The sequence below is a fragment of the Halobacillus karajensis genome (assembly GCF_900108515.1).
GTDB lineage: Bacteria > Bacillota > Bacilli > Bacillales > Halobacillaceae > Halobacillus > Halobacillus karajensis.
This window is the reverse complement of record NZ_FNWW01000001.1, coordinates 629046-649208: the sequence shown is the minus strand read 5'-3', so window position 1 is coordinate 649208 and position 20163 is coordinate 629046. Positions and strand designations below refer to the sequence as shown.

Here is a 20163-nt window from a genome sequence, read left to right as displayed (position 1 = left end):
ATGCGAATTCATCAAACGTTTGCTCAAAGTTGAATAAGGAATCTTTCCTGTTCTCATACTAATATTATTCTATAAAGTGGGCAGGAAATACGTTGACAAAATAAGGTTGCGTGCTATGATTGAGAGTAGAAGTAGCATTCCTAAAGGGGAGTAGCTGGGACAATAAAGTCGTCATTTCGGGAAACATTCCCCGGCTTTATTGGCAACGGAAGTTGTTAGCGAGACCTTTACCCACTGTGGTAAAGGTCTCTTTTTTTGGTCCTTACCATAGTGGTGGGGACCATTTTTTATAGAAGAAAAGGAGAGAACTAAATTGGATGCACAATTATTGATTGAATATGGCTGGGTCTTGATCGTACTTGTAGGTTTGGAAGGGATTCTTGCGGCCGATAACGCGTTGGTACTGGCTATTATGGTTAAGCACTTGCCTGAAGAGAAAAGGAAAAAGGCATTATTTTATGGCCTTGCTGGTGCATTTATACTTAGGTTTGGATCGTTGTTCATCATTGCCTTCCTTGTGGATGTATGGCAAGTACAGGCATTAGGGGCCGCGTACTTATTATTTATATCAGCCAAACACCTGATTGATCGGTGGCGCACCAAGGGTGATGATATTGAAGAAGAAGTGGAAGCAGATGTGGGAGATCAGCGAGGCAAAGGGTTTTGGGCAACTGTTATTAAAGTGGAACTTGCTGATCTTGCCTTCGCAGTAGATTCTATTTTGGCAGCCGTTGCGCTTGCTGTAGCCTTACCAGAAACAGATTTGCCGACGGTCGGTAGTCTTGATGGAGCACAATTTGCTGTGATTCTTGCCGGCGGGATGATCGGTATTATCATTATGAGGTTTGCAGCAGGTGTCTTTGTGAAGCTACTTCAATCTCGCCCTGGTTTAGAAGTTGCAGCTTTTGTTATTGTCGGCTGGGTTGGAATTAAGCTTGTGGTTTCGACTTTAGCCCACCCGAACATTCAAGTGATTGATGAACATTTTGCACATTCAGCCTTGTGGAAGATTATTTTCTATTCTGTACTCGTCTTAATCGCGGTGCTTGGATGGTTCCTCTCCAGCAAAAAAGAAGTAGAAGAAGAGGTATAAACGAAAGCTGTGGTTTCCTACCACAGCTTTTTTCATGGTTCATTTCGTTATTGATCTTGGTAAAACCAAAGCTTTGACCCCGGGCAATATCTTTTACTTTCCTGATAAGAAAGGTAAGATGAAGGAGAAGCAACATAAAGGAGGGAGTGCGGATGGGCAAGGCAGCTCAATATCCTTCACAACAATTTCACTATATACAAAACAGAATTCAAATGCTGGAGCAAGTCGTGTCCTCCATGGATGCCCACAATGTCGACTTGGATGATTTTAACCGCGTATTGGAAATGATTGAACAGTTACAATTAAAAATGAATCGTTTTAAGAAAGATTGGGAGCGGGAATCTTGAATATTGTATGGAATCCAATGACTCAAAAGGAAGCCGAAGCTATTGCTCGCTGGAAATACAAAAAGCCGTTTGATTTCTACGATATGACAGCAGATGAAGAAGATTATGAATTGTTCATAAACCCTGAAAAGAGAAGCCCGCATACTTATAGCGGGAAAGTAGAAGGCAACTTGATCGGCTTCTTAACTGTAGAGCCGCAAGGCAACAGGAGGGTCGATCTTGGATTAGGACTGCATCCTGATCATACAGGCAAAGGGGAGGGAGAACCCTTTATGGAAGCATGCCTGGCCATGGCGAAGAAGGAGTATAAAGCCGAGCGCTTTACTCTTTCTGTTGCAACATTCAACCAACGCGCCATAACTGTTTATGAAAGAGCAGGGTTTATTCGAAAGGGAACCTTTATGCAATCGACTAATGGTGGCTCTTATGAGTTCCTTAAGATGGAAAAGTACGAAAAGGGAGAGACATAACATGGCATTACATCATTTTCATTTAAAAGCAGACTGGCCAGGAGGAAGAAATGAAGTCGGTTCTATTGAAGCGGGGAAATTGAAAACAAAAATATCGATCCCAAAAGAGATGGAGGGACCTGACGTAGGCACGAACCCTGATGAAATGCTGCTTGGAGCGGCGGCTACTTGTTACATTATCAGCCTTGCTGCCATGATTGAAAGGGCAGGTCTGCCACTGAAAGAAATGGACATGCAATCAGAAGGGATCGTTGATGTAACTGATGGAGTGTTTACTTATCAAAAAATCATCCATCGTCCAAGAGTCCTCTTACAATCAGAGGCTAGTCAGAAAGATTTGTCCAAACTGAATCGCCTTATTGAAAAAGCAGAGAAGAGCTGTATGATTTCCAAAGCTATTCAGGGAAATGTAGAGCTCGGGATGGAAGCAAAGACAGGAATCGATCAATAGAAAAGAGAGGGGGCATCCAATGCCTCCTCTCTTAAGGTAGATAGTTTGCTACTGTCTTTTTATTGATTCTGTAATAAATACACGCGTGCTTCAAACGGCTTAAGGGTGAAATTCTTACGGTCTACCTGTACATCAACAGGAAGGTTGGACAAGATTAAATCCTCCGTGCTTAAGGTGTAGGGGGAATTGAAATCTGCCAATTCTTTCGTTAAGTTCGTTATGACAAGAGCTGTTTGGCCTTCAAGCGTGCGTGTATAAGCAAAAATTTGCGGATCATGTGGTAGAATCAATTCATACGTTCCATATGTGAAAAGGTCGTGCTTTTTCTTTAGACAAATCATTTTTTTATAGTGATTCAGGATGGAGTGTGGATCCTTTTGCTGTTTAGCGACGTTAACCGATTTATAATTCGGATTGATGTTCATCCATGGAATCCCTGTCGTAAAGCCGGCGTTATCCTCGTTGCTCCACTGCATTGGTGTTCGGCTATTGTCGCGGGAAGTATTCCATAAGATCTCCATAATCTCTTCATGGGACATCCCCTGTTCTTTTTTTGTTTTGTATAAGTTCTTCGCGGCTACATCATCATAATCTTCAATGGAAGGGAACGAAACATTCGTCATTCCGATTTCTTGTCCTTGATAAACAAAAGGAGTTCCCTGCATAAAGAAATACATCGTTCCTATGGATGTCGCACTTTCCCGCCAGTATACTCGATCATCCCCCCAAGTAGAGACTACACGGGCTTTATCATGGTTCTCTACAAACAAGGCATTCCAACCATCGTTTTCCAGTGCTTTTTGCCAACGAGTCATCACTTCTTTCAGCCCTAAGATGTCCAGTTGTTGGTCGCCATCCTTATCCCAGAGATCTAAATGTTCAAATTGGAAAATCATATCCATTTTCCCGTTCTCTCCAACCCATAGATCTGCTTCCTCTGCACTGACACCATTGGCTTCCCCGACAGTCATAACGTCATAATTCGTATAGGTTTGATCTTTGAATTCCTGTAAGAACTCATGAATGCCCTTTTGGTTCATGTGCATATCAAAAGAGGAGACGTACTTTTCATTCTGGGGGTTTGGCATATCTGGGAACCCAGGGCGCTTTTTAATGTGACTTATGGCATCGATTCGAAAACCATCAATCCCCTTATCAATCCACCAGTTGACAGTATCATGCAGGGCTTCACGAACCTCCGCATTTTCCCAATTCAAATCCGGCTGCTTTGTGGAGAACACATGGAGATAATATTGACCCGTTTTTTCGTCGTATTCCCAGGCAGATCCTTCGAAGATGCTCTCCCAATTGTTCGGTTCGGCACCATTTTTTCCATCCCGCCAAATATACCAGTCCCGCTTCGGATGAGTCTTTGAACTCCTGGATTCTATAAACCATGGATGCTCATCACTTGTATGGTTAAGGACGAGATCAATGATCAATTTCATATCACGATTATGGACCTCTTCAAGTAATTGGTCAAAGTCTTCCATTGTACCAAATTCCTCTAGGATATCCTGATAATCGGAGATGTCATATCCATTGTCATCTTTTGGAGACTTGTACATCGGACAGATCCATATAAAATCGATTCCCATCTCTTTCAAGTAATCAAGTCGATGGATCATCCCCTGCAAATCGCCGATCCCGTCCCCATTAGAATCTTGAAAACTGCGTGGGTAAACTTGATAACCTACCGCTTCTTTCCACCAAACACGTTCCATATGATCCCCCTCATTTCGTAACAGTTATAAAAGTACTCCTTATAGTATGCAATCGGTTGCGCGTTTGAACAAAAAATTAAAGCTGAGACATGTCGAGCTTTTGAAAACTTTACTTTTTACTTCAAAGTTATAGGAAAAATGTGCAAACGTTTTCTTGATGTAATCTATCTTAGCCGATTTTTTATTCTTTTACAATAGGATCGACCTGGAAAATGTAATCCCAAAGAGAGCGGTTGGTTTTCATGTTTAATAGTTTGTTCACTCGTTTTTTGATTCTCTTCACTAAGGCTATATAGGGACATTTGAAGCTTTGTTTCCATCCCCGCAACCGGTGGTAAAAGTGATCTTTTATGCCTTTGAATTAAGTGATTTGGAATGACGACAGTCAGCTGGTCGAGTTCACGATAAGTCAGTGGTACAGCTCCAAGCCAAGGATAGAAGTTGAGATAATAGAGGTGGGAGCATGATGGAAGTCATTGCTTATATGTTTCGTTGTTATTAGTTGATCGTTCTATATTGCATTAAGGGAGAGAGAGGTCATAAAAACAGATATAAAACGCAACTCACTCACCTGTTACTTTTCTATCGTGTCTCAAAGTAAGGACAAGCATTACTATACTAAAAGTTGCAGACATTAAAGTGCTTGCAATATGTAAACCAATAATTAAATTCAATTTATTTTTCAAGTTTACCACCTCTATTCCTACTTATTCATCGTTAGTATTAACTAAAAACAACTCCATATACCATGTTGACATAGATACCTTACGGGAAATCTCGCCTGTTTTAGTGCTTTTAATATGAGGTTCCCCATTCTCAAATGCAGGGATGCTATTTGTGATTGTTATTTCCTCGCTCTCAAAGTTAATATCTCAGTATTGTAAGGCAATCAACTCACCGGGGCTGAACCCTCCAACAGTTACCGTCAGCAAATATAATCGGATCTGTGGTTTTAATATCTTCAAAAAAACCATTTTGTCTTTAGATCCACAACCACTTAACATAAAAACTCCAATTAACATTGTTATTGTAAACCCGATAAACTTGCTACTACCTATGCTTTTCCACCCAATCTTCTTTAAATGGGGAAGTATTCTTCTTTTCAGGTGCAATATACTAGCCGGCCAGGACTTCCATTTCAAACAAAGATTTTAAAAAGAAGAAAGTAGATGTATACGCACCTGGTGAGGCTATTTTTTCTACTTTAAATGGGCCTCGTTAATGCTGTGTGACCAAGGGTTGTTATCTCGAAACTGAGTCTTAAAGAAACGGGCAGGTTTGTGGAAGACTCAGTTTCGAGATAATAGACTGTATGAAACTAAATTGAATCGATTTCGTATGTTTGTTAGGAAGCTTTATTACATAAGCATAGCAAATTGAGTTAATTATACTGACGGAGCAGGTTAGTTAAATAAGCAAGGTACTACATTATCTTTACGGGTGATTAAATTAAACAAGTTATTACTGTCTGAAAATAGCATAAAAAGAGAGGTACTATATATGATTTTCCACTATAATTACTATGTACATTGAAGGATTTTTTAAATAAAGGTGGGGGTTATTAATGAAGTTTCAAGAATTGATAAGAGAATCATTTGTACTAGTTGGATATAGTGCGGCAGGAAAATGGGACGGTGAGATAGTTTATCCAATTCCGAAATTATGGACAAAAGCACAAAAATTCATTACTAAAAGTAATGAAGGTGAAATTTTAGGAGTTTGCCTACCTCCAAGAAGTAATCATTACTTTTATACCTGTGGAATTGAAATGGGTTTTGTAGACTTTCATAAAATTGAAAAAGGAATGACTATACATACTTTCCCGAAACAAAAATATGTTGTGTTTAACCATATCGCCCCTTCTAAAAAGATACCATACACTTATGAAGAGATATGGAGGGTATTTGACAAGGAAGGTTATACGATAAAAGAAGGAATGCCTGAAATAGAAATAGTAAAAACTGAAATGTTCGGTAAAGAAGAGACGAACGAATATGAGATGGAAATTTGGATACCCGTTGAATAACTTAGGCTTAAGTTGCAAGGGATCAATAGGGAATAATGATTATAAATTGAAATGGGGGAATATGTTATGTGGAAAAGGATAGAATGTCTTGCGATTTATACAGAGGATATTGAAAAGTCAATAAATTTCTATCAATCGCTAGGTCTAACCAAGGCATGGGAAACTCATCAAGACGAAGAAAAGCAATGGTCCCTTGTTGGAATGAGGTTTCCTGATGGTGATTCAGAGTTAGTATTAAAGAATAACCCTGATTTAAATTTTGCTGAAACCGAAATTGTCGTTGAAGATGTTATAGCGTCTTATGAAATAATAAAGGATAATTCTGAAGTTCAGTGGATTCGCACTCCATTCCCTAACTCTTTAGGTGGGCACGTTGCGGTAATGAAAGCTCCAGATGGAAATGTCTTTGTTCTAATAGGTAAATGATAGGAAAGAAATTTATTAAAGTAACGGATACTTTAGTTGAAGATCAACTCGAGAGTATTTCGGATTCGAGTCTTCACGAAACGGGGGCTTTTCTGTAGCAAGTTAAGTCCTTTCTTAATGTAAAGGTCCATTTAACTGAATAACTGCTTGTGTAAATAACAGAGGGTTGATTTTAAGTTAAATGGCATGGCTTGTTGAAAAAATAAAACCCAACTTCCCATTTTGACACTGAGAAATTGGGATTTTATCGTGACCATCCTTACATTAAATTCATTTCCTAATGCTACTATTTTTAATTAGTTTCAGAAGTTTGTAATTGATGTTCCTCAGAATAATACTCTGTTTTCGAAGGTTGTGTATTAAAGATAAATAATATAATCGTTACTGCAAACATAATTGTGCTTCCTAATACAACCACGAAATGAATAGATATCACTTCGGCCATAATTCCAAAAATTATAGTCCCAATAATAATGAAAAAAGCTTCGATGAAACCATAAACACTACCAACCCGCCCCATTACCTCGACAGGAACATTGTTTTGATAAAATGTGTCAAATCCTGTGTTAATAAAAGCCATTGAAAATGATAGAATGAAAAAACCAATTGCTGCTATCAAAAAATTACCCGAAAAAGCATAGATTATATAACCGCTTGAAACCATTAAGGATCCAAGACCAATCAGCCATGAGGTAGCTACTTTTTTAACGATTATTATGTTTACTAATGCGCCTATAACTATTCCAACACCAGCAATGCTTACCAGGAATCCATAATCACTCTCTGATAAAGAAAGCACTTCTGTAGAAAATGCTACTTCAAGTGAATCTATAGCAGTTGCTAAAACCATCACCGCACTGAATAATAAGTAAATGACCATAATGTATACGTGTTTACGACTAAAATCAACAACCAATTGCCAATCAACTTTCAATACCTTCAAGCTTAATTTTTCATCTTTCGTTTCAATAACATCATCTTTTTCAATATTGGGCATGAATAAGGTAATTAGTGATGATACAAATAAAGCTATTGCATTAATGTATATCGCAAAATTGGGGGTGCCAATCATAAACATCATTCCTGCAATAGCTGGCCCGATAACAAATGCTCCAGAATCAATTAAGCTTCGAAAAGAATTAAATCGTTTTCTTTGATGACGGGGAATAAGCTTCGTGATATAAGTCATTGACGTAGGCTCATACATGGAACTAGCTATACTTATTAAGAACACAATACCGTATATTGCCCAAAGTGATGATAGTGAAGGCAGTAAGGCGATAAATACTGCTTGAAATATAGTAAGCCACACCATAAGATGCTTTTTATTTAATCGGTCAATTAGACTACCTGACCAAAAGTTAGTAAACAATGTGGACGAAGCTCGAAGTATATATAGACCCGAGACAGCAATTACGCCCATCATATCAAAAACGATTAAATTTAATGCTATAAAATACACCCATTCCCCTATACTCGAAAAACCAATACTGGACAATAAAATGGAAGGATATTTCCAAGACCTAATGAACTTTTTTATACGCATTTTTATTTCCACTCCTTTGTGAATCTAAACTTGGACAATAAAAAAACTCACCCCCAAGACCTTTGTCTTGAGGACGAGTTATTGCGCGCCGTGGTGCCACCCCAGTTTGGTAATATGTCACCATATTACCCTCATTAGGTACGGTATGAAGACCATACATATACCCTAGCTCTATAACAGGAGCTCCTGTCACACTATCACCTACATGGATCCAATGTGCTGCTCTGAGGCTTGCTTCCAACCATTAATTCTTACTCCTTTTCACCAACTGGAGCTCTCTTTAAAGAATTGCCGATTATACTCTTCTCTTCATAGCATTTATATGAATATGGTCATTAATGTTAGATAATCATACCAAATCCTTAAGTGGAAAGTAAAGACCTTTTTTTACAACTATTGGATATGGACTTAATCTAAACGGGCGCAATCCAAGAATATTCGATAACGTCCTTTGTTCCGTTAAAGGGGGCTTATCCTTAATAGGATGAGTCCCTTTTTTATGGATGAAATATAAATTTAGTAGGTTCCCAACATTCTATACTGTCATCGATTTTAGAAGAGAAAGAAAATTCATTTATTTCCATCTTTTGGTGTGTTAAATTGGTATAAGCCTTTAGTAATGCATAGTGGGAAAGAGGGATTATAAATGGAGAATATACATACCATTTGGCTTGATGATAAAAGTGTACATGGAATAATTAAGGTTCACGATTCTATTTTTGAGTTTCTATTCCACCCAATAGTATTTGACGAATTAATAGGGGAGTTTCAAATTATAAATAAGCTATGGTACACGACTTACCATGGCGCAAGAGAATACTTTAGATCCCCCACAAATGCTTATTACGTTGCTGGGAGGATGAAAATACATAGTGAAAGAGAGCTCCCTCAACACATATCCTCAGAATCGTTGATTAATGTTTAAATAAAGGGTTGCTTTCTCGGCTGGTTAACTGAACCAGGAAACTAGAAATAACATTGTCTGAAGTGAGCACAAAAAGACAAGAAATACATATTATTTTCCAGTATATTTACTATGCATTAAATTATAAAACCATAAAAAAAGGTGGGGCATTAATGGAGTTCCAGGAATTGATAAAAAATTCATTTGTATTAGTTGGATATAGTGCGTCAGGAAAATGGGACGATGATATAGTTTATCCAATTCCAAAATTATGGACAAAAGCACAAACATTCATTTCTAAAAGTGACAAAGAAAAAATTGTAGGTGTTTGTTTGCCACCGAGAAGTAACCATTACTTTTACACCTGTGGAATGGAGATGGACTTTGTAGATTATCATAAAGTTGAAAAAGGAATGACTTTACATACTTTTCCGAAACAAAAATATGTGGTGTTTAAACATATTGGACCTTCACAAAAAATTCCATACACATATGAAGAGATATGGAGGATGTTTGACCAGGAAGGTTATAGGATTAAAAAAGGCTTGCCTGAAATAGAAATAGTATATACTGATAAATTCGGTAAAGAAGATACAAATGAATATGAGATGGAAATTTGGATACCCGTTGAATAACTTTGGCTTCAGTTTAAATACAATTGTTGATTATTGGAAATGGAGGAATATGATATGTGGAAAAGGATAGAATGTCTTGCGATTTATACAGAAGATATTGAGAAGTCAATAGTTTTCTATCAATCACTCGGCCTAACTAAAACGTGGGATACTTATCAAGACGAAGAAAGACAATGGAAGCTTGTGGGAATGCGATTTCCAGATGGTAATTCAGATTTAGTTTTGAAGAACAACCCTAATTTGAACTTTGCCGAAACAGAAGTCGTCGTTGATGACGTTCTAGCATCTTATGAAAGATTAAAGAATAATACTGAGGTTGAGTGGATTCGCACTCCCTTTCCAAACTCTTTAGGTGGGCATGTTGCGGTAATGAAAGCTCCAGATGAAAATGTTTTTGTGCTTGTAGGTAAATAAATGGAAAGAAACTTATTCAAGCAACTGTAGCGTTACTTGAATATCTGCATCAATATCTTGAAATCAAGTCTTCATGAATAGGGGGCTATTGTTTAAAAGGTCTTACTTTATCGAGGCGATAGCTGTACAGCGGCTATCGCTTATTATTCTAATGTAGCAGTTTAGTAAACTTATAAACCCAAACGAAAGAGGGCGTGTTAATGAATGCTTCATTTTCACTTCGCTTCAAAGCTTTCATAATTGATTACATACTTATTCTCATTTATTTAGTCGGACTTTTTATTTTCAGTGTATTTCTATCTCCATTCTTACAGAAATTCTTCACCGGTTCACTAATTGTAGCTCAGGTAACAGGTTTTTTATTGGTAACTTTACCTGTATCACTTTATTTTATTATTAGTGATTCGAACGTTGTTGAACAGTCTTTTGGAAAGAGGAAAGTTGGTATACGTGTTGTTGGAAACAAAGGGGAGGCATTAACCATGCCACATGCAACTTTTCGGACCATCCTTGTGACCGTCAAGTAAAATGACACAATTTCTGCTTATTAATTTGAAACACTTTGCTGCCCAAATATGGTTTTTCGATGCTTCATTCGCCAACTGTCTTCATTTAAATGAATGATTTCCACTCGATGCAATATACGATCTAGAATCGCGGTTGTAATTGCCTGATCTCCTAATAATTCACCCCATTCTTTAGGACCTTTATTGGACGTTAATATAATCGAAGTTTGATTGTATAGATCATTGATCAAATGAAAAAACATATTGGCTTCCTGTTTGTCCATTGCCATAAACATTAAATCGTCAATGATAACTAGATCTGCTTCTCGTATTCTCTTCATTCTCGTTTTCGATTTTCTCGTGATTTCTTCAGTCTTTAATACATGAATGAGATCACCCATCGTAGTAAAAATCACTTTATATCCCTGGTTGAGAGCCTCAATACCCAGCCCAATCGATAGGTGGGTTTTGCCGACACCTGGCGGGCCAAGGAAAATAATGTTATATAGCTGCTCCATCCACGTTAAGTCCTTTAACTGATTTAGTTTCTTCGAACTTAATGATTTCTGTTCTTTTAAATCGTATTCTTCCAAAGTGCTAAAAAACGGGAACGTCGCCCATTTAAACCGTTTCTCTAATAGCTTTTCTTCTCTGCGCTTTTGTTCATAGGTTGCTACATCCAGGAGAAACTGAGTAAAGGATGCGTCCTTTTGCTCAGCTTCTCTTATGAGTGTAGGAAGATGGTTAGCTGTTTCGGTCAGGCGGAGGGTTTTCATCAAATCTTGTAATTGATTCAGCTGACTCAATTAGACTCACCCTCTAATATTTCAGTATAGGCATTTACTGTTCTCTTTTGGGCTTCCGTATCCATGAGCCAGCCTGAAATCTTATTTATTGATGATACAGCCCGGGCGTTATCGGTTACTGTACCATCAACTTGGCGTTGTCGTTTGATGTATGAAACGATATCGCTAAAATCTGTCGCACTATAAAGATTTCTTTTCACACATTCTTTCAGTGCTGCTGATAAGATTGCCCCATTGTTCTCCTTTGTCTGCTTTAAAATAATCTGCAGCTGATTTCTAATATACCGAGGGTAGTTTTGCCGGATGATACTAAGATAGTCGTATGCGGAATCTACCTCTTCAAACCGTTTCGCAACCGTATCCATAAATGCATTGATGCCTTTTGTCCGATCGCGCGAATGGCTTCTATCCTTCACTAATTGGCCTTTTCCTTCAGGAATAGTGTGTTTTGCAATCAATTCTCCTGTATCGGTAATATAGATGAATAGTTGTTTGTCTTCCGTTTCCTTGATACCGACGGTATCATATTTATGGAATGTTCCAAGTGGAAGAGAATACCGATTCGACAAATAACGAATTGTATTGTCCTTATGGACGCTTCTTGTTATACTATTTTCATAATTGTTTTTGATAGTTAATTTTTCTGTGACTGGTCTCAAGTGTTGCTTTTCCAAGGAGAACACTTCGGCCGGTCTTTTTTTTGTTGTGTTATGGATTTTATAGTTCCCTGTCCGGTTTAGCCACTGCCAACCCTGCTCATTCCAGGAATCAATGTTGTGAAACACTCTATGTCTCGCAAAGTTATGCTTGATAAAGCCAACCACATTTTCAATTTTCCCTTTACTTTCCGGGTCAGCTTTTCTACAAACCCGAAGGTTTAAACGCCTGGTTTCCTTATAATGTTGAAACTCTTTCGTTAAGATAAGATCCCCGCCATTTTCACTGACCACGATTAAATTATCCTGATCATAAACGATTTCTCTTGGGATTCCGTCATACCACCGAAATGCATCTTCATGTGCTTTTATCACATCCTGGGTAGTGAAAGGTCGGTCTAACCATTTTTTATATTTGTATCTCGAGTTAGACAAAACAAATGCGATAAAGCTCAGCTTCACCTCTTGATTGTCAGGTGTTCTTTGTTTTGTATGACCAAAATCAACCTGCATTTGTTCTCCCATTGGCTGGTCAGGAATAGCTTCATAATTCCGTGGTAGAGTCTCTTTCTCTATTCTATATTCAGTACGTAATTCTCTAACGTAGGCACGAACCGTGCTCTCGCCAATCTCCAGTGATTCATACCTTTCCTGTAACCAATCTTGCACTTGTGCTGCCGACATATCAGGATGTTCTCTCAGCCAGGATAAAATTAACGCTTTGTAAGGATCTAACTTTTTCTCTCTCGTTTTTATACTTTCTACCCATTCAGCCATCTCCGAAGGAGACTTCTGCAGGTTGCGATATACCGTTGATCTTGAAACCCCTAACTTTTCCGCCACCTTCGATTTACTAAATCCTTGCTTAATTAACTGTTGAATCTCCATATACATTTCCCACTTATCCACCTTTTCTGAGCCCTCCATTGATGTCTGTATAATCTTAAATATCATACAATGGGAGAGCTGTATATTTTACTGGTATATTTGGGTAAATAAGTGTTTCTTCTAATCTAGCGGAAACTGTCTACTTTAGTTTAGCAGTCACAATCCTAAAGTTTTTGCCTTGGGAGTTGTCACATTTCTTTGTATATCGACTCATTTATATAGGTGATGGCGAAGTACCGTTCACCCAATATTTGCTAGCGGTGCTTATCTATGTACTTATATTTGCATACATATTAACAGCCGTTTTTACGAGAAAGAAACAATCCCTATACGATATAGTGGCAAAGACACATGTGGTTAAGGTCTAAATAACATATCTATGAGATATTTAAAATTTTTATTGCACCAACGGGAGCACTAGTAGAAGATATCTGCTTCAATATCTCGAAACCAAGTCTTCCGTTATAGGGGGGCTTTACTATTAAGGAGGAAAAGGATATTTTTATGAATTTCAGTTATGTGAAGTTTGAAGTGTTAATACCGGAAGAATACATCGTCCCTTTACGTGATCAATTGAACAAAAAGAAAGTATTAACTGTTGGAGAGTATGATCATGTGGTTTCTTATACTGAGACCAAAGGGTATTGGAGGCCCCTAGAAGCTTCAGAACCTTATGCAGGTGAAAAGAATAAAGTAGCATTTGGATCGGAGTGCAAAATGGAATTCAAATCGTCTTATAAGAGAATAGAGGAAATTATAGATTTAATAAAAATCAACCATCCATATGAGGAGCCTGTAATTAATGTTGTTCCATTAATTACGTAACTATTGAAATAATATCTTGATTTCGAGTCTTTCTGTATCGGGGGCATTAGCTGAACAGTGGCTATCGCTTATTGTTGTAACAAAGTAGTTAAACTAAAAATTGGATTTCTCCAATTTTTATGGAGGTACACAATGAAACGCTTTCTTATCTTAGTGGTGATCATAGTTATTTTTGCAACTGGGTGTAATAAAGAAGAAATTAGTTCGCCTTATTTTGTTTGGGAGGGGCAGTTTTATATAACTACCCATGAACCTATAGCCAAAAGTGAATTAAGTGAAAAAATTGGTAAATAAGAGAAATTGCCAGTAAACCTTATGAAAACGGTCAAGCTAAAGGGCTTCCTGAAGGTACAATGCTATTTATGGTGGAAGGACAACATCTTGGAACAGATAAAACTAATGATGGCATTATAGCTTTCGAAAGAGATGGAGAGTTTAACATAGCTAGACAAATAGAGCTAGAGTTAAAAGGAGAATTGAAATAACTGTTCAAAGGAAATTTCTAAACAATGTATTGAACAAATATGTACTAAAATGAAGGACTTCTTAAGATATAATCTGTTTCGAGTCTTCAAGAATTGGGGGCAATTGTTTTATTGAGTACTCGCTCCTTATTACATAAGTATAGGGACCAGCCGGAAATTTAGCTTTTTTTAACTGACATGCAGATAGATTAGTGGAAGGGGAAGTCTTGGAACTTTAATTGTTTAATTTATTATCAAATTATCAATGTGGGGTGATATGGGTGAATAAAACTAATGCTATCATAATTGGAAGTTTAATTTTAGCAACTATATTTGGAATACTTGGTCAAGGAATGGCTTACTTTTTGAATGAAAATTTCGCTAAAATACCTCCGATATACTATTTATCAATCTTAACGATAATAAGTGTAATCTTATATTTAAGTTCTTTTGTTTTGACTTATCTTCAATATAAGAAACGAAGAATTGAAAAGGATAAAATGGAGGTATATTTTTCTACAATTGGCGGAATTGGATTGCTTACTTCTGGTTGGTCTTTATTTGTTTTGGCTATGTGGCGAGGTTAATGTGAGAGTTGTTATTCCATTAACGGGGGCAATTATTCAATATGGATATTCGCTTTTTTACTTACCTGGCTGTTTAGTTGGGAAGTGATAATTTTACGGAAGGGGATTTTCGGTGGAGTTAGTATTTACAAGGCACGGACAAGGAGAACATACTTTGGATCTCCCTAAAAGTCTACAAATTTCAGACCCTGCATTAACTGAGGAAGGGATCATTCAAGCTAAGTCACTCAAAGAACAGTTTCCTTTGTTAAAATCAGATGTAATTATAGCTAGTCCAACAAGAAGAACAATACAGACAGCACGAATTTGGAGTGAAGGTATAAAGTGTAAGAAAATAGTAAGTCCGTTTATCTCACCAAGAATGTTCCCTCAAAAATCTGAGTGGCAGACACTACCTTGCGATAAGATTCTTTCAAAAGAAATAATAAAAGAGGAGTTTGCTGATTTTTACATAGAAGAGGAACTATCAAATTCAAATAAATGGTGGTTAGAAGGAATAAATAAATTACCCGAAAAAAAGTTTAAAGTTTTAGCAGAAGACTTCTTGAAATGGTGCAAACAATTTGGAAATAAAGGAATATATATAGTTTCTCACGATGGAACGATTACGTCGTATAGTCAGAGTATTCTTGGTAAAGAACTTACAAGGAATGATTTCCCTAAAGAAACTGGGTATCGAATTGTAAATTGTTAATTAACTAAAGGGAGCTAGGGGAATACCCCCAGAAATATCTAGATTTCGAGTCTTCACGTATCGGGGGCGATTGCTCAAAAGAGTAGTCGCCTTATTCACATAAGAATAAGGGTATCTACATATAGCTTTTAATCTGAAGAAGCAGGTTAGTTAATAAATGTTAGTATTAAAATTAGTTATGTAAGAGGGTTAATAAATTATGAATGAGCTAATTGGATATCTAGGAGTGGTGTTGCTAATTATCGGGTTTGTTTATGCCTTAGTTAGACAAACAAAACATACTCTTGCTCTCCTAAATTCAGACAAAACAGTAGATTACAAAAGGTCATTACTTGGAAATTATCTAACAAGTATTGCAATGGCAGGGTTTTTGATTTCATTTGTATTAAATCTAGTAGTTTCAATGCAATTTATGCAGTCAAGCATAATTACAAGCAATAATACCAGTGCTAGTTGTTTTATTTTCCTTACAATTCTTTTCATCGCCAAATTTACAATTGTTCCGAAAAACCCTAAGAAAAAAAGATTAACGGTTTAAGCTATATTTTCTTCTTCACTAAAGGGAGCGTTAGTTGAAAATTTGCTTAATATATCTTGAATTCAAGTCTTACTGTAACGAGGGCGAATGTCCAATGAAGACGATCGCTTTTTTACTTACGAAGCAGCTTATTTCAAGCACGAATTAATGCGTTACAATTATATTTGGAAAGAAAAGGAGTAACTAGGGAGCTTTCTATAAGCTCCCCACTAGATAACATCAATAATTTGCTGGCTTATTTACCTGCTTAGTGTAAGCCGCAGCATTTTTATCTTCTTTTTCATTCATCGAATATATAGTAGAAAGTGAACAACAATCCTTTCTTTAGAGGTTGAACCATTTAATATAATAAAATCTATTCTATTTTAAGTGATGCCATAAGATATTACCTTAAAGCAGGGTTGTCTCGAATTCGAGTCTTCATGTAAAGACCAGCTATAAAATGTCAAGTAACCAGGTAGAAGCTTTTTAACGCTCACTTAAATAAAATTTCGCATACCAATAAACCTCACTCGTGTAATTATTAAAACTACAAAAGTAGTTAATGATCATTGGTTTGAGGGCGAGGTACATAGGGCTTTTGATCTCTTAAAATGGCAAATATGAAGCATCCAGGCCTGTAAAGGCGATTTAATAACTTAGCTCCTTTAAAAAGGTTCTATGAAATCTAAAATTAATTTAATTCGAAAAAGATTGCTGCGCATAAATTTTAAAAATTCATACAAGACTTTATTGAAAAACTATTGTAATAATATTGCAACAATGTTACTTTAATCCATGTGGCTTTACAATAAATTACCATTGAAAAGGAGGAGAAAGCTAACAAGCCACAAACATTGTCCATTTTCACTGGTGGATTATCTATTACATAAGTTCAGAAAAAGGGGAGCGTACAAGAAATGAAAAAATTGAAAAAAATCACCATTATGCTTTTAAGTGTCCTAATGCTATCTTTTGCCTTTAATGCGGGCATGATATCGGCAGAATCTACAGATAAAATTGTTTTTGAAGATGCCGAAGCTTTAGAAGCTCTAAACGAAAGTGTATACGTTCATACACAAGAAAGAGCGGCATATCTTAATAAAGAAAAAGCGTTAAGCCTTTATGATTTCACCAAGGAAGAAATGAATATGGTAGAAACTGAGTTACATAATCTTACTGATCAACAAATACAAGAAATGATCAATTATGCACAAGCTAATAATGATGGGGTACAAATAATGGTGGCCCCTCTGATTGTTTGGGGAGGAATAGCTGCTTTAGGAATTTTCGCTGGAACAGCTTTATATTTTTCTTCAAAATACATGAATTACAAAGAAAAGCAAAATTTAGTCAATAGATGTTATGATGTAGGGGGGACTCCATCACTTGATTCAGGGGATAATGGAGGTATTCACAGCGCACCTAAAAAAGCTTGGTGGAAAATCTCTAACACGTATAGCTTTGAATGTGTTAAATAGAAAGGGGAATATTTGTGGATTTACTTGATGTGTTTATGTTTGTGATTATTGGTGTAATCATAGTCAGTCTAGGAATGATGGTTTACACAACAATAAAAAATTAATTGATTTATTAATGTTTAAGGCAGATATGAACAGCTTGATCCTTTATTTTGGGATCAAGCTGTTTTTTTGCATTCGGTTTCCAAAGGTAAGATCCGAATGATATGGGGGGCAGACCCTTATTTTTGTAGGATTTGGGTGACTTTATTCCACATAAGGGCAGCATTCCTGTAACAAATGAAGATTATGGGTTATATTGGTGAAAGAATGTACTTAAACAAACGGGCGTGTTAGTTGAAAATCTGCTTCAATATTTCAAAATCACGTCTTCCGTTATTGGGGGGGCTTTCATGATAAATTAACGGTTATGGAGGTGACTATATTTGGAAAAACAAAGCTTATCAAAATTAGATAAATGGCAAGCAAAATATGGAGTATTAGTAATTGCCCTATGTTGTCTTTACATCAGTATCAGCAGTTGGGGACAAAATTGGATTCTTAAGAGTATGTTAGTTTTAGGCACGTTTGTTTGTGGAGCGATTGGTTTCTTTGATGTTAAGAGAGCCATTAAGGAAAAACATTTCAGACAGTAAGATATATCTCATATCCGAGTCTTACATAAACGGGGCGTTAGCTGAACAGTGACTATTGCCAATTGGGCAAACGGACGGGGTGACGGAAGAAATTATAAAGGAGTGAGTAAGCGTGAATGTACTTAAAATGGTGAATGTAATCCTAGCCATCATTGTGTTTGGTCTGGGGCTCTCTCATCTATTTGTTAATAATGTTCAAATACCATCAGATATATTTATCCCCTTTTTGTTCATTTCTTTTTACTAACGGGAATTGAACAAGTTAAGGATAAGCAACAAAGAAGAGGAGATTTTAATATTGTTGTAGCTATTATTTTTTCTTTAATAATGTTAAAAGATTTGGTTAGCCTTTTGTAATTATGTTGCTCCCTTACTTTAGTACAGAGAGGCACCTTGAAAGGTGTCTCTCTTAACTGTTATCTACTACGATTTTTTCCATCTTTTCCTGTTAAATACCCACAAGGAAAAGAATACTATGATACCTGTCCCGATTGATACAACCAAATTATTATCAACCAGTAGGACTAAGATAGTCATCAATATTATAGATAAGATGACTGATAGAATAATTCTTAATGCGTTATCCAACTTTTAGTCACCCCAGTTCATTTATTGTGACTGTATGTCCCAAGTGTGGAAAGGAGGTAGCAACGCAATTTTGAACGTCACAGCTTCAGCGATATTATCAGCTAAAAATTCGTTAATGGATCCACCTATGATAGAACCGGCGATTGCACCAGCTAATTTCTCATTAATTCCTCCCATTGCTGTACTTAATGCTCCGGAACCAATTTTAATTACAATTGCAGCTGTAGATTTGGAAACCCACACTTTTGCATAAGTCCAATGAAATTCTATATCATCTTTGGCCTCTATGCTACTAGCTCTGAGGGGGAAGCTGGTGAAAATATTTAGAATAATTTTAACGACTGTTGTAGGTACTTTATGCAGTTATGGGTTGATTACTGGTACAGGTCTAATATTATCTTATGTTTTGCTATTAATGGGTGGGATTTTTCTTATTTTGGGTGTTACTGATAAGGTTTTTGTAATAGGGAGGTCAAATTTGGAGACTGTATTATTTTTTTTATGTATTATATTAGTGGCTTCTGTCCTGCAAACAAGTACAGGTTTTGGATTTTCCATAATGGCGACACCTTTCTTACTGTTGTTATTTCTTCCGCAAGAAGCCATACAAATAAACATCATTTTATCTGTACTTATTTCGGTTTCATTAATATGGAAAATAAGTACAGATATTGATTTCATACTTCTAAAGAGGTTTATCATGGGAAGTATAGTGGGTGTACCTTTTGGTATTTTAATCTTTATTTCCATTAACATTAGCGCTTTTAAAATAGGAGTTAGTATAATGTTCCTAATGTTAACATTCTTATTAATATGTAACTTTAGGGTGAAGCCAACTCGTATTAGGGATTTCATAGTTGGTGGGTTATCTGGTATTTTAACAACAAGCATCGGTATGCCAGGTCCCCCGTTATTAATTTACTTTACAGGAACTGATACTGAAAAAGAGAAGTTAAGAGCAACTACTTTGGCTTTTTATCTGTTTATATATTTTATAAGTCTAATTACTCAAATAATTTTTACTGGTACTAATAAATTAATATGGGAATCAAGTCTTTATGCAATTCCAATTGTATTTTTGGGTTTGTTTATAGGTCAAATTATTTTCAAATGGCTTAATGAACGGATTTTTAAAATATTTACATATATTCTTTTGAGTTTTACAGGTATATATCTTCTTATCGAAAGTTTGAATTCATAAATAAGCCCTTCTTAAACAAACGGGGGCGATTGCTTAAAAGGGTAGTCGCCTTAATCACATAAGCATAGGGGCTATTTACGTATAGCTTCTAAACTCATGAAGCAGGAATGAATAATAATCGTAACTATTTGTTGGTTTGATACGTCTGTTTTGGTAAAGGAGTTTTATCTCGAAACCAAGTCGTCCAGTATCGGGGGCGCGCGACAAGTTCTGCTATAAGCGCTTTTTATAGCGCGAAAGGCAGGAGATTTATATGATTAAATCTTAACTGTACAACGG

The 20163-nt window shown here is 36.5% G+C and carries 24 protein-coding genes and 1 other annotated feature; of the genes, 19 read left to right on the top strand and 5 right to left on the bottom strand.

The features are described 5' to 3' along the window. Positions 1-289: 289 nt before the first annotated feature. From BLW54_RS03075 to BLW54_RS03060, 4 genes are all read left to right on the top strand, one after another. On the top strand, positions 290-1093 hold the full coding sequence (locus tag BLW54_RS03075) for a TerC family protein (RefSeq protein ID WP_081866967.1): 804 nt from the start codon (positions 290-292) through the stop codon (positions 1091-1093). Positions 1094-1245: 152 nt separating this feature from the next. Further along, positions 1246-1440, top strand: a complete 195-nt coding sequence (locus BLW54_RS03070; RefSeq protein WP_035506811.1) for an SE1561 family protein — start codon at positions 1246-1248, stop codon at positions 1438-1440. A gap of 17 nt (positions 1441-1457) precedes the next feature. Continuing rightward, positions 1458-1910, top strand: coding sequence for a GNAT family N-acetyltransferase (locus BLW54_RS03065; protein WP_035507705.1), 453 nt, complete (start codon positions 1458-1460; stop codon positions 1908-1910). 1 nt (position 1911) lies between these two features. After that, positions 1912-2361: an OsmC family protein gene (locus BLW54_RS03060; protein ID WP_035506810.1), complete on the top strand. Its 450-nt coding sequence runs from the start codon at positions 1912-1914 to the stop codon at positions 2359-2361. Positions 2362-2420: 59 nt separating this feature from the next. Here BLW54_RS03060 and BLW54_RS03055 read toward each other — a convergent pair whose 3' ends face one another. After that, entirely contained in the window at positions 2421-4085 is a 1665-nt protein-coding gene (locus tag BLW54_RS03055; protein WP_074733215.1) for a glycoside hydrolase family 13 protein, read from the bottom strand. Between the two features lie 365 nt (positions 4086-4450). On the opposite strand from BLW54_RS03055, the gene BLW54_RS21120 reads away from it, so the two are divergent. The 3 genes from BLW54_RS21120 to BLW54_RS03040 all read left to right on the top strand — a co-directional run bounded on the left by BLW54_RS21120 (position 4451) and on the right by BLW54_RS03040 (position 6537). Next, positions 4451-4552 carry a RusA family crossover junction endodeoxyribonuclease gene (locus BLW54_RS21120; protein WP_074733214.1) on the top strand — a complete coding sequence of 34 codons (102 nt, stop codon included), beginning with the start codon at positions 4451-4453 and terminating at the stop codon, positions 4550-4552. 1097 nt (positions 4553-5649) lie between these two features. Next, positions 5650-6111 carry a GyrI-like domain-containing protein gene (locus BLW54_RS03045; protein WP_074733213.1) on the top strand — a complete coding sequence of 154 codons (462 nt, stop codon included), beginning with the start codon at positions 5650-5652 and terminating at the stop codon, positions 6109-6111. A 66-nt stretch (positions 6112-6177) separates the two neighbouring features. Continuing rightward, complete coding sequence (locus BLW54_RS03040; protein ID WP_074733212.1) at positions 6178-6537, top strand: VOC family protein; 360 nt, start codon at positions 6178-6180, stop codon at positions 6535-6537. Between the two features lie 292 nt (positions 6538-6829). On the opposite strand, the gene BLW54_RS03035 is transcribed toward BLW54_RS03040, so the two are convergent. Then, a complete protein-coding gene (locus BLW54_RS03035) occupies positions 6830-8083 on the bottom strand; it encodes an MFS transporter (RefSeq protein ID WP_083391466.1) in 1254 nt (417 codons plus the stop codon). A gap of 66 nt (positions 8084-8149) precedes the next feature. Further along, positions 8150-8405 (bottom strand) — a binding site (T-box leader). Positions 8406-8729: 324 nt separating this feature from the next. Here BLW54_RS03035 and BLW54_RS03025 point away from each other — a divergent pair. The 4 genes from BLW54_RS03025 to BLW54_RS03010 all read left to right on the top strand — a co-directional run bounded on the left by BLW54_RS03025 (position 8730) and on the right by BLW54_RS03010 (position 10563). Beyond that, positions 8730-9008: a hypothetical protein gene (locus BLW54_RS03025; protein ID WP_074733211.1), complete on the top strand. Its 279-nt coding sequence runs from the start codon at positions 8730-8732 to the stop codon at positions 9006-9008. Between the two features lie 152 nt (positions 9009-9160). Then, positions 9161-9622 carry a GyrI-like domain-containing protein gene (locus BLW54_RS03020; protein WP_074733210.1) on the top strand — a complete coding sequence of 154 codons (462 nt, stop codon included), beginning with the start codon at positions 9161-9163 and terminating at the stop codon, positions 9620-9622. A 54-nt stretch (positions 9623-9676) separates the two neighbouring features. Continuing rightward, a complete protein-coding gene (locus tag BLW54_RS03015; protein ID WP_074733209.1) occupies positions 9677-10036 on the top strand; it encodes a VOC family protein in 360 nt (119 codons plus the stop codon). Between the two features lie 200 nt (positions 10037-10236). Next, the gene (locus BLW54_RS03010; RefSeq protein ID WP_074733208.1) at positions 10237-10563 is read left to right on the top strand and encodes an RDD family protein; all 327 of its coding nucleotides are present in this window, start codon (positions 10237-10239) and stop codon (positions 10561-10563) included. Between the two features lie 20 nt (positions 10564-10583). Here the strand turns inward: BLW54_RS03010 and istB are convergent, their stop codons facing one another. After that, the gene (istB, locus tag BLW54_RS03005; protein WP_439330193.1) at positions 10584-11318 is read right to left on the bottom strand and encodes an IS21-like element helper ATPase IstB; all 735 of its coding nucleotides are present in this window, start codon (positions 11316-11318) and stop codon (positions 10584-10586) included. 26 nt (positions 11319-11344) lie between these two features. Continuing rightward, complete coding sequence (gene istA, locus BLW54_RS03000) at positions 11345-12913, bottom strand: IS21 family transposase (RefSeq protein ID WP_083391465.1); 1569 nt, start codon at positions 12911-12913, stop codon at positions 11345-11347. A gap of 483 nt (positions 12914-13396) precedes the next feature. Between istA and BLW54_RS02995 the strand changes: the two genes are divergently transcribed. The 7 genes from BLW54_RS02995 (at position 13397) to BLW54_RS02970 (ending at position 18095) form a co-directional block, all read left to right on the top strand. Beyond that, complete coding sequence (locus tag BLW54_RS02995) at positions 13397-13717, top strand: YqfO family protein (RefSeq protein ID WP_074733206.1); 321 nt, start codon at positions 13397-13399, stop codon at positions 13715-13717. A 132-nt stretch (positions 13718-13849) separates the two neighbouring features. Further along, positions 13850-14011 carry a hypothetical protein gene (locus tag BLW54_RS20595; protein ID WP_167358781.1) on the top strand — a complete coding sequence of 54 codons (162 nt, stop codon included), beginning with the start codon at positions 13850-13852 and terminating at the stop codon, positions 14009-14011. A gap of 451 nt (positions 14012-14462) precedes the next feature. Continuing rightward, positions 14463-14768 carry a hypothetical protein gene (locus tag BLW54_RS02990; protein ID WP_074733205.1) on the top strand — a complete coding sequence of 102 codons (306 nt, stop codon included), beginning with the start codon at positions 14463-14465 and terminating at the stop codon, positions 14766-14768. A 112-nt stretch (positions 14769-14880) separates the two neighbouring features. Then, a complete protein-coding gene (locus tag BLW54_RS02985) occupies positions 14881-15462 on the top strand; it encodes a histidine phosphatase family protein (RefSeq protein ID WP_074733204.1) in 582 nt (193 codons plus the stop codon). A gap of 199 nt (positions 15463-15661) precedes the next feature. After that, positions 15662-16000 carry a hypothetical protein gene (locus BLW54_RS02980; protein WP_074733203.1) on the top strand — a complete coding sequence of 113 codons (339 nt, stop codon included), beginning with the start codon at positions 15662-15664 and terminating at the stop codon, positions 15998-16000. Between the two features lie 899 nt (positions 16001-16899). Further along, on the top strand, positions 16900-17460 hold the full coding sequence (locus tag BLW54_RS02975; RefSeq protein WP_074733202.1) for an EF-hand domain-containing protein: 561 nt from the start codon (positions 16900-16902) through the stop codon (positions 17458-17460). Positions 17461-17885: 425 nt separating this feature from the next. Further along, a complete protein-coding gene (locus tag BLW54_RS02970) occupies positions 17886-18095 on the top strand; it encodes a hypothetical protein (protein WP_035506806.1) in 210 nt (69 codons plus the stop codon). Between the two features lie 609 nt (positions 18096-18704). Here BLW54_RS02970 and BLW54_RS20365 read toward each other — a convergent pair. Further along, on the bottom strand, positions 18705-18926 hold the full coding sequence (locus tag BLW54_RS20365) for a hypothetical protein (RefSeq protein ID WP_139254072.1): 222 nt from the start codon (positions 18924-18926) through the stop codon (positions 18705-18707). A gap of 235 nt (positions 18927-19161) precedes the next feature. On the opposite strand from BLW54_RS20365, the gene BLW54_RS02960 reads away from it, so the two are divergent. Next, on the top strand, positions 19162-19884 hold the full coding sequence (locus tag BLW54_RS02960) for a sulfite exporter TauE/SafE family protein (protein WP_035507704.1): 723 nt from the start codon (positions 19162-19164) through the stop codon (positions 19882-19884). Positions 19885-20163 lie beyond the last annotated feature (279 nt).

What these genes read in the sequence shown, in the direction of transcription:
- BLW54_RS03070 (WP_035506811.1), top strand. Translation starts at nt 1,246, where the DNA reads ATGGGCAAGGCAGCTCAATATCCTTCACAACAATTTCACTATATACAA.
- BLW54_RS03065 (WP_035507705.1), top strand. Translation starts at nt 1,458, where the DNA reads ATGACTCAAAAGGAAGCCGAAGCTATTGCTCGCTGGAAATACAAAAAG.
- BLW54_RS03060 (WP_035506810.1), top strand. Translation starts at nt 1,912, where the DNA reads ATGGCATTACATCATTTTCATTTAAAAGCAGACTGGCCAGGAGGAAGA.
- BLW54_RS03055 (WP_074733215.1), bottom strand. Translation starts at nt 4,085, where the DNA reads ATGGAACGTGTTTGGTGGAAAGAAGCGGTAGGTTATCAAGTTTACCCA.
- BLW54_RS03045 (WP_074733213.1), top strand. Translation starts at nt 5,650, where the DNA reads ATGAAGTTTCAAGAATTGATAAGAGAATCATTTGTACTAGTTGGATAT.
- BLW54_RS03040 (WP_074733212.1), top strand. Translation starts at nt 6,178, where the DNA reads ATGTGGAAAAGGATAGAATGTCTTGCGATTTATACAGAGGATATTGAA.
- BLW54_RS03035 (WP_083391466.1), bottom strand. Translation starts at nt 8,083, where the DNA reads ATGCGTATAAAAAAGTTCATTAGGTCTTGGAAATATCCTTCCATTTTA.
- BLW54_RS03025 (WP_074733211.1), top strand. Translation starts at nt 8,730, where the DNA reads ATGGAGAATATACATACCATTTGGCTTGATGATAAAAGTGTACATGGA.
- BLW54_RS03020 (WP_074733210.1), top strand. Translation starts at nt 9,161, where the DNA reads ATGGAGTTCCAGGAATTGATAAAAAATTCATTTGTATTAGTTGGATAT.
- BLW54_RS03015 (WP_074733209.1), top strand. Translation starts at nt 9,677, where the DNA reads ATGTGGAAAAGGATAGAATGTCTTGCGATTTATACAGAAGATATTGAG.
- BLW54_RS03010 (WP_074733208.1), top strand. Translation starts at nt 10,237, where the DNA reads ATGAATGCTTCATTTTCACTTCGCTTCAAAGCTTTCATAATTGATTAC.
- istB (WP_439330193.1), bottom strand. Translation starts at nt 11,318, where the DNA reads ATGAAAACCCTCCGCCTGACCGAAACAGCTAACCATCTTCCTACACTC.
- BLW54_RS02995 (WP_074733206.1), top strand. Translation starts at nt 13,397, where the DNA reads ATGAATTTCAGTTATGTGAAGTTTGAAGTGTTAATACCGGAAGAATAC.
- BLW54_RS20595 (WP_167358781.1), top strand. Translation starts at nt 13,850, where the DNA reads ATGAAACGCTTTCTTATCTTAGTGGTGATCATAGTTATTTTTGCAACT.
- BLW54_RS02980 (WP_074733203.1), top strand. Translation starts at nt 15,662, where the DNA reads ATGAATGAGCTAATTGGATATCTAGGAGTGGTGTTGCTAATTATCGGG.
- BLW54_RS02975 (WP_074733202.1), top strand. Translation starts at nt 16,900, where the DNA reads ATGAAAAAATTGAAAAAAATCACCATTATGCTTTTAAGTGTCCTAATG.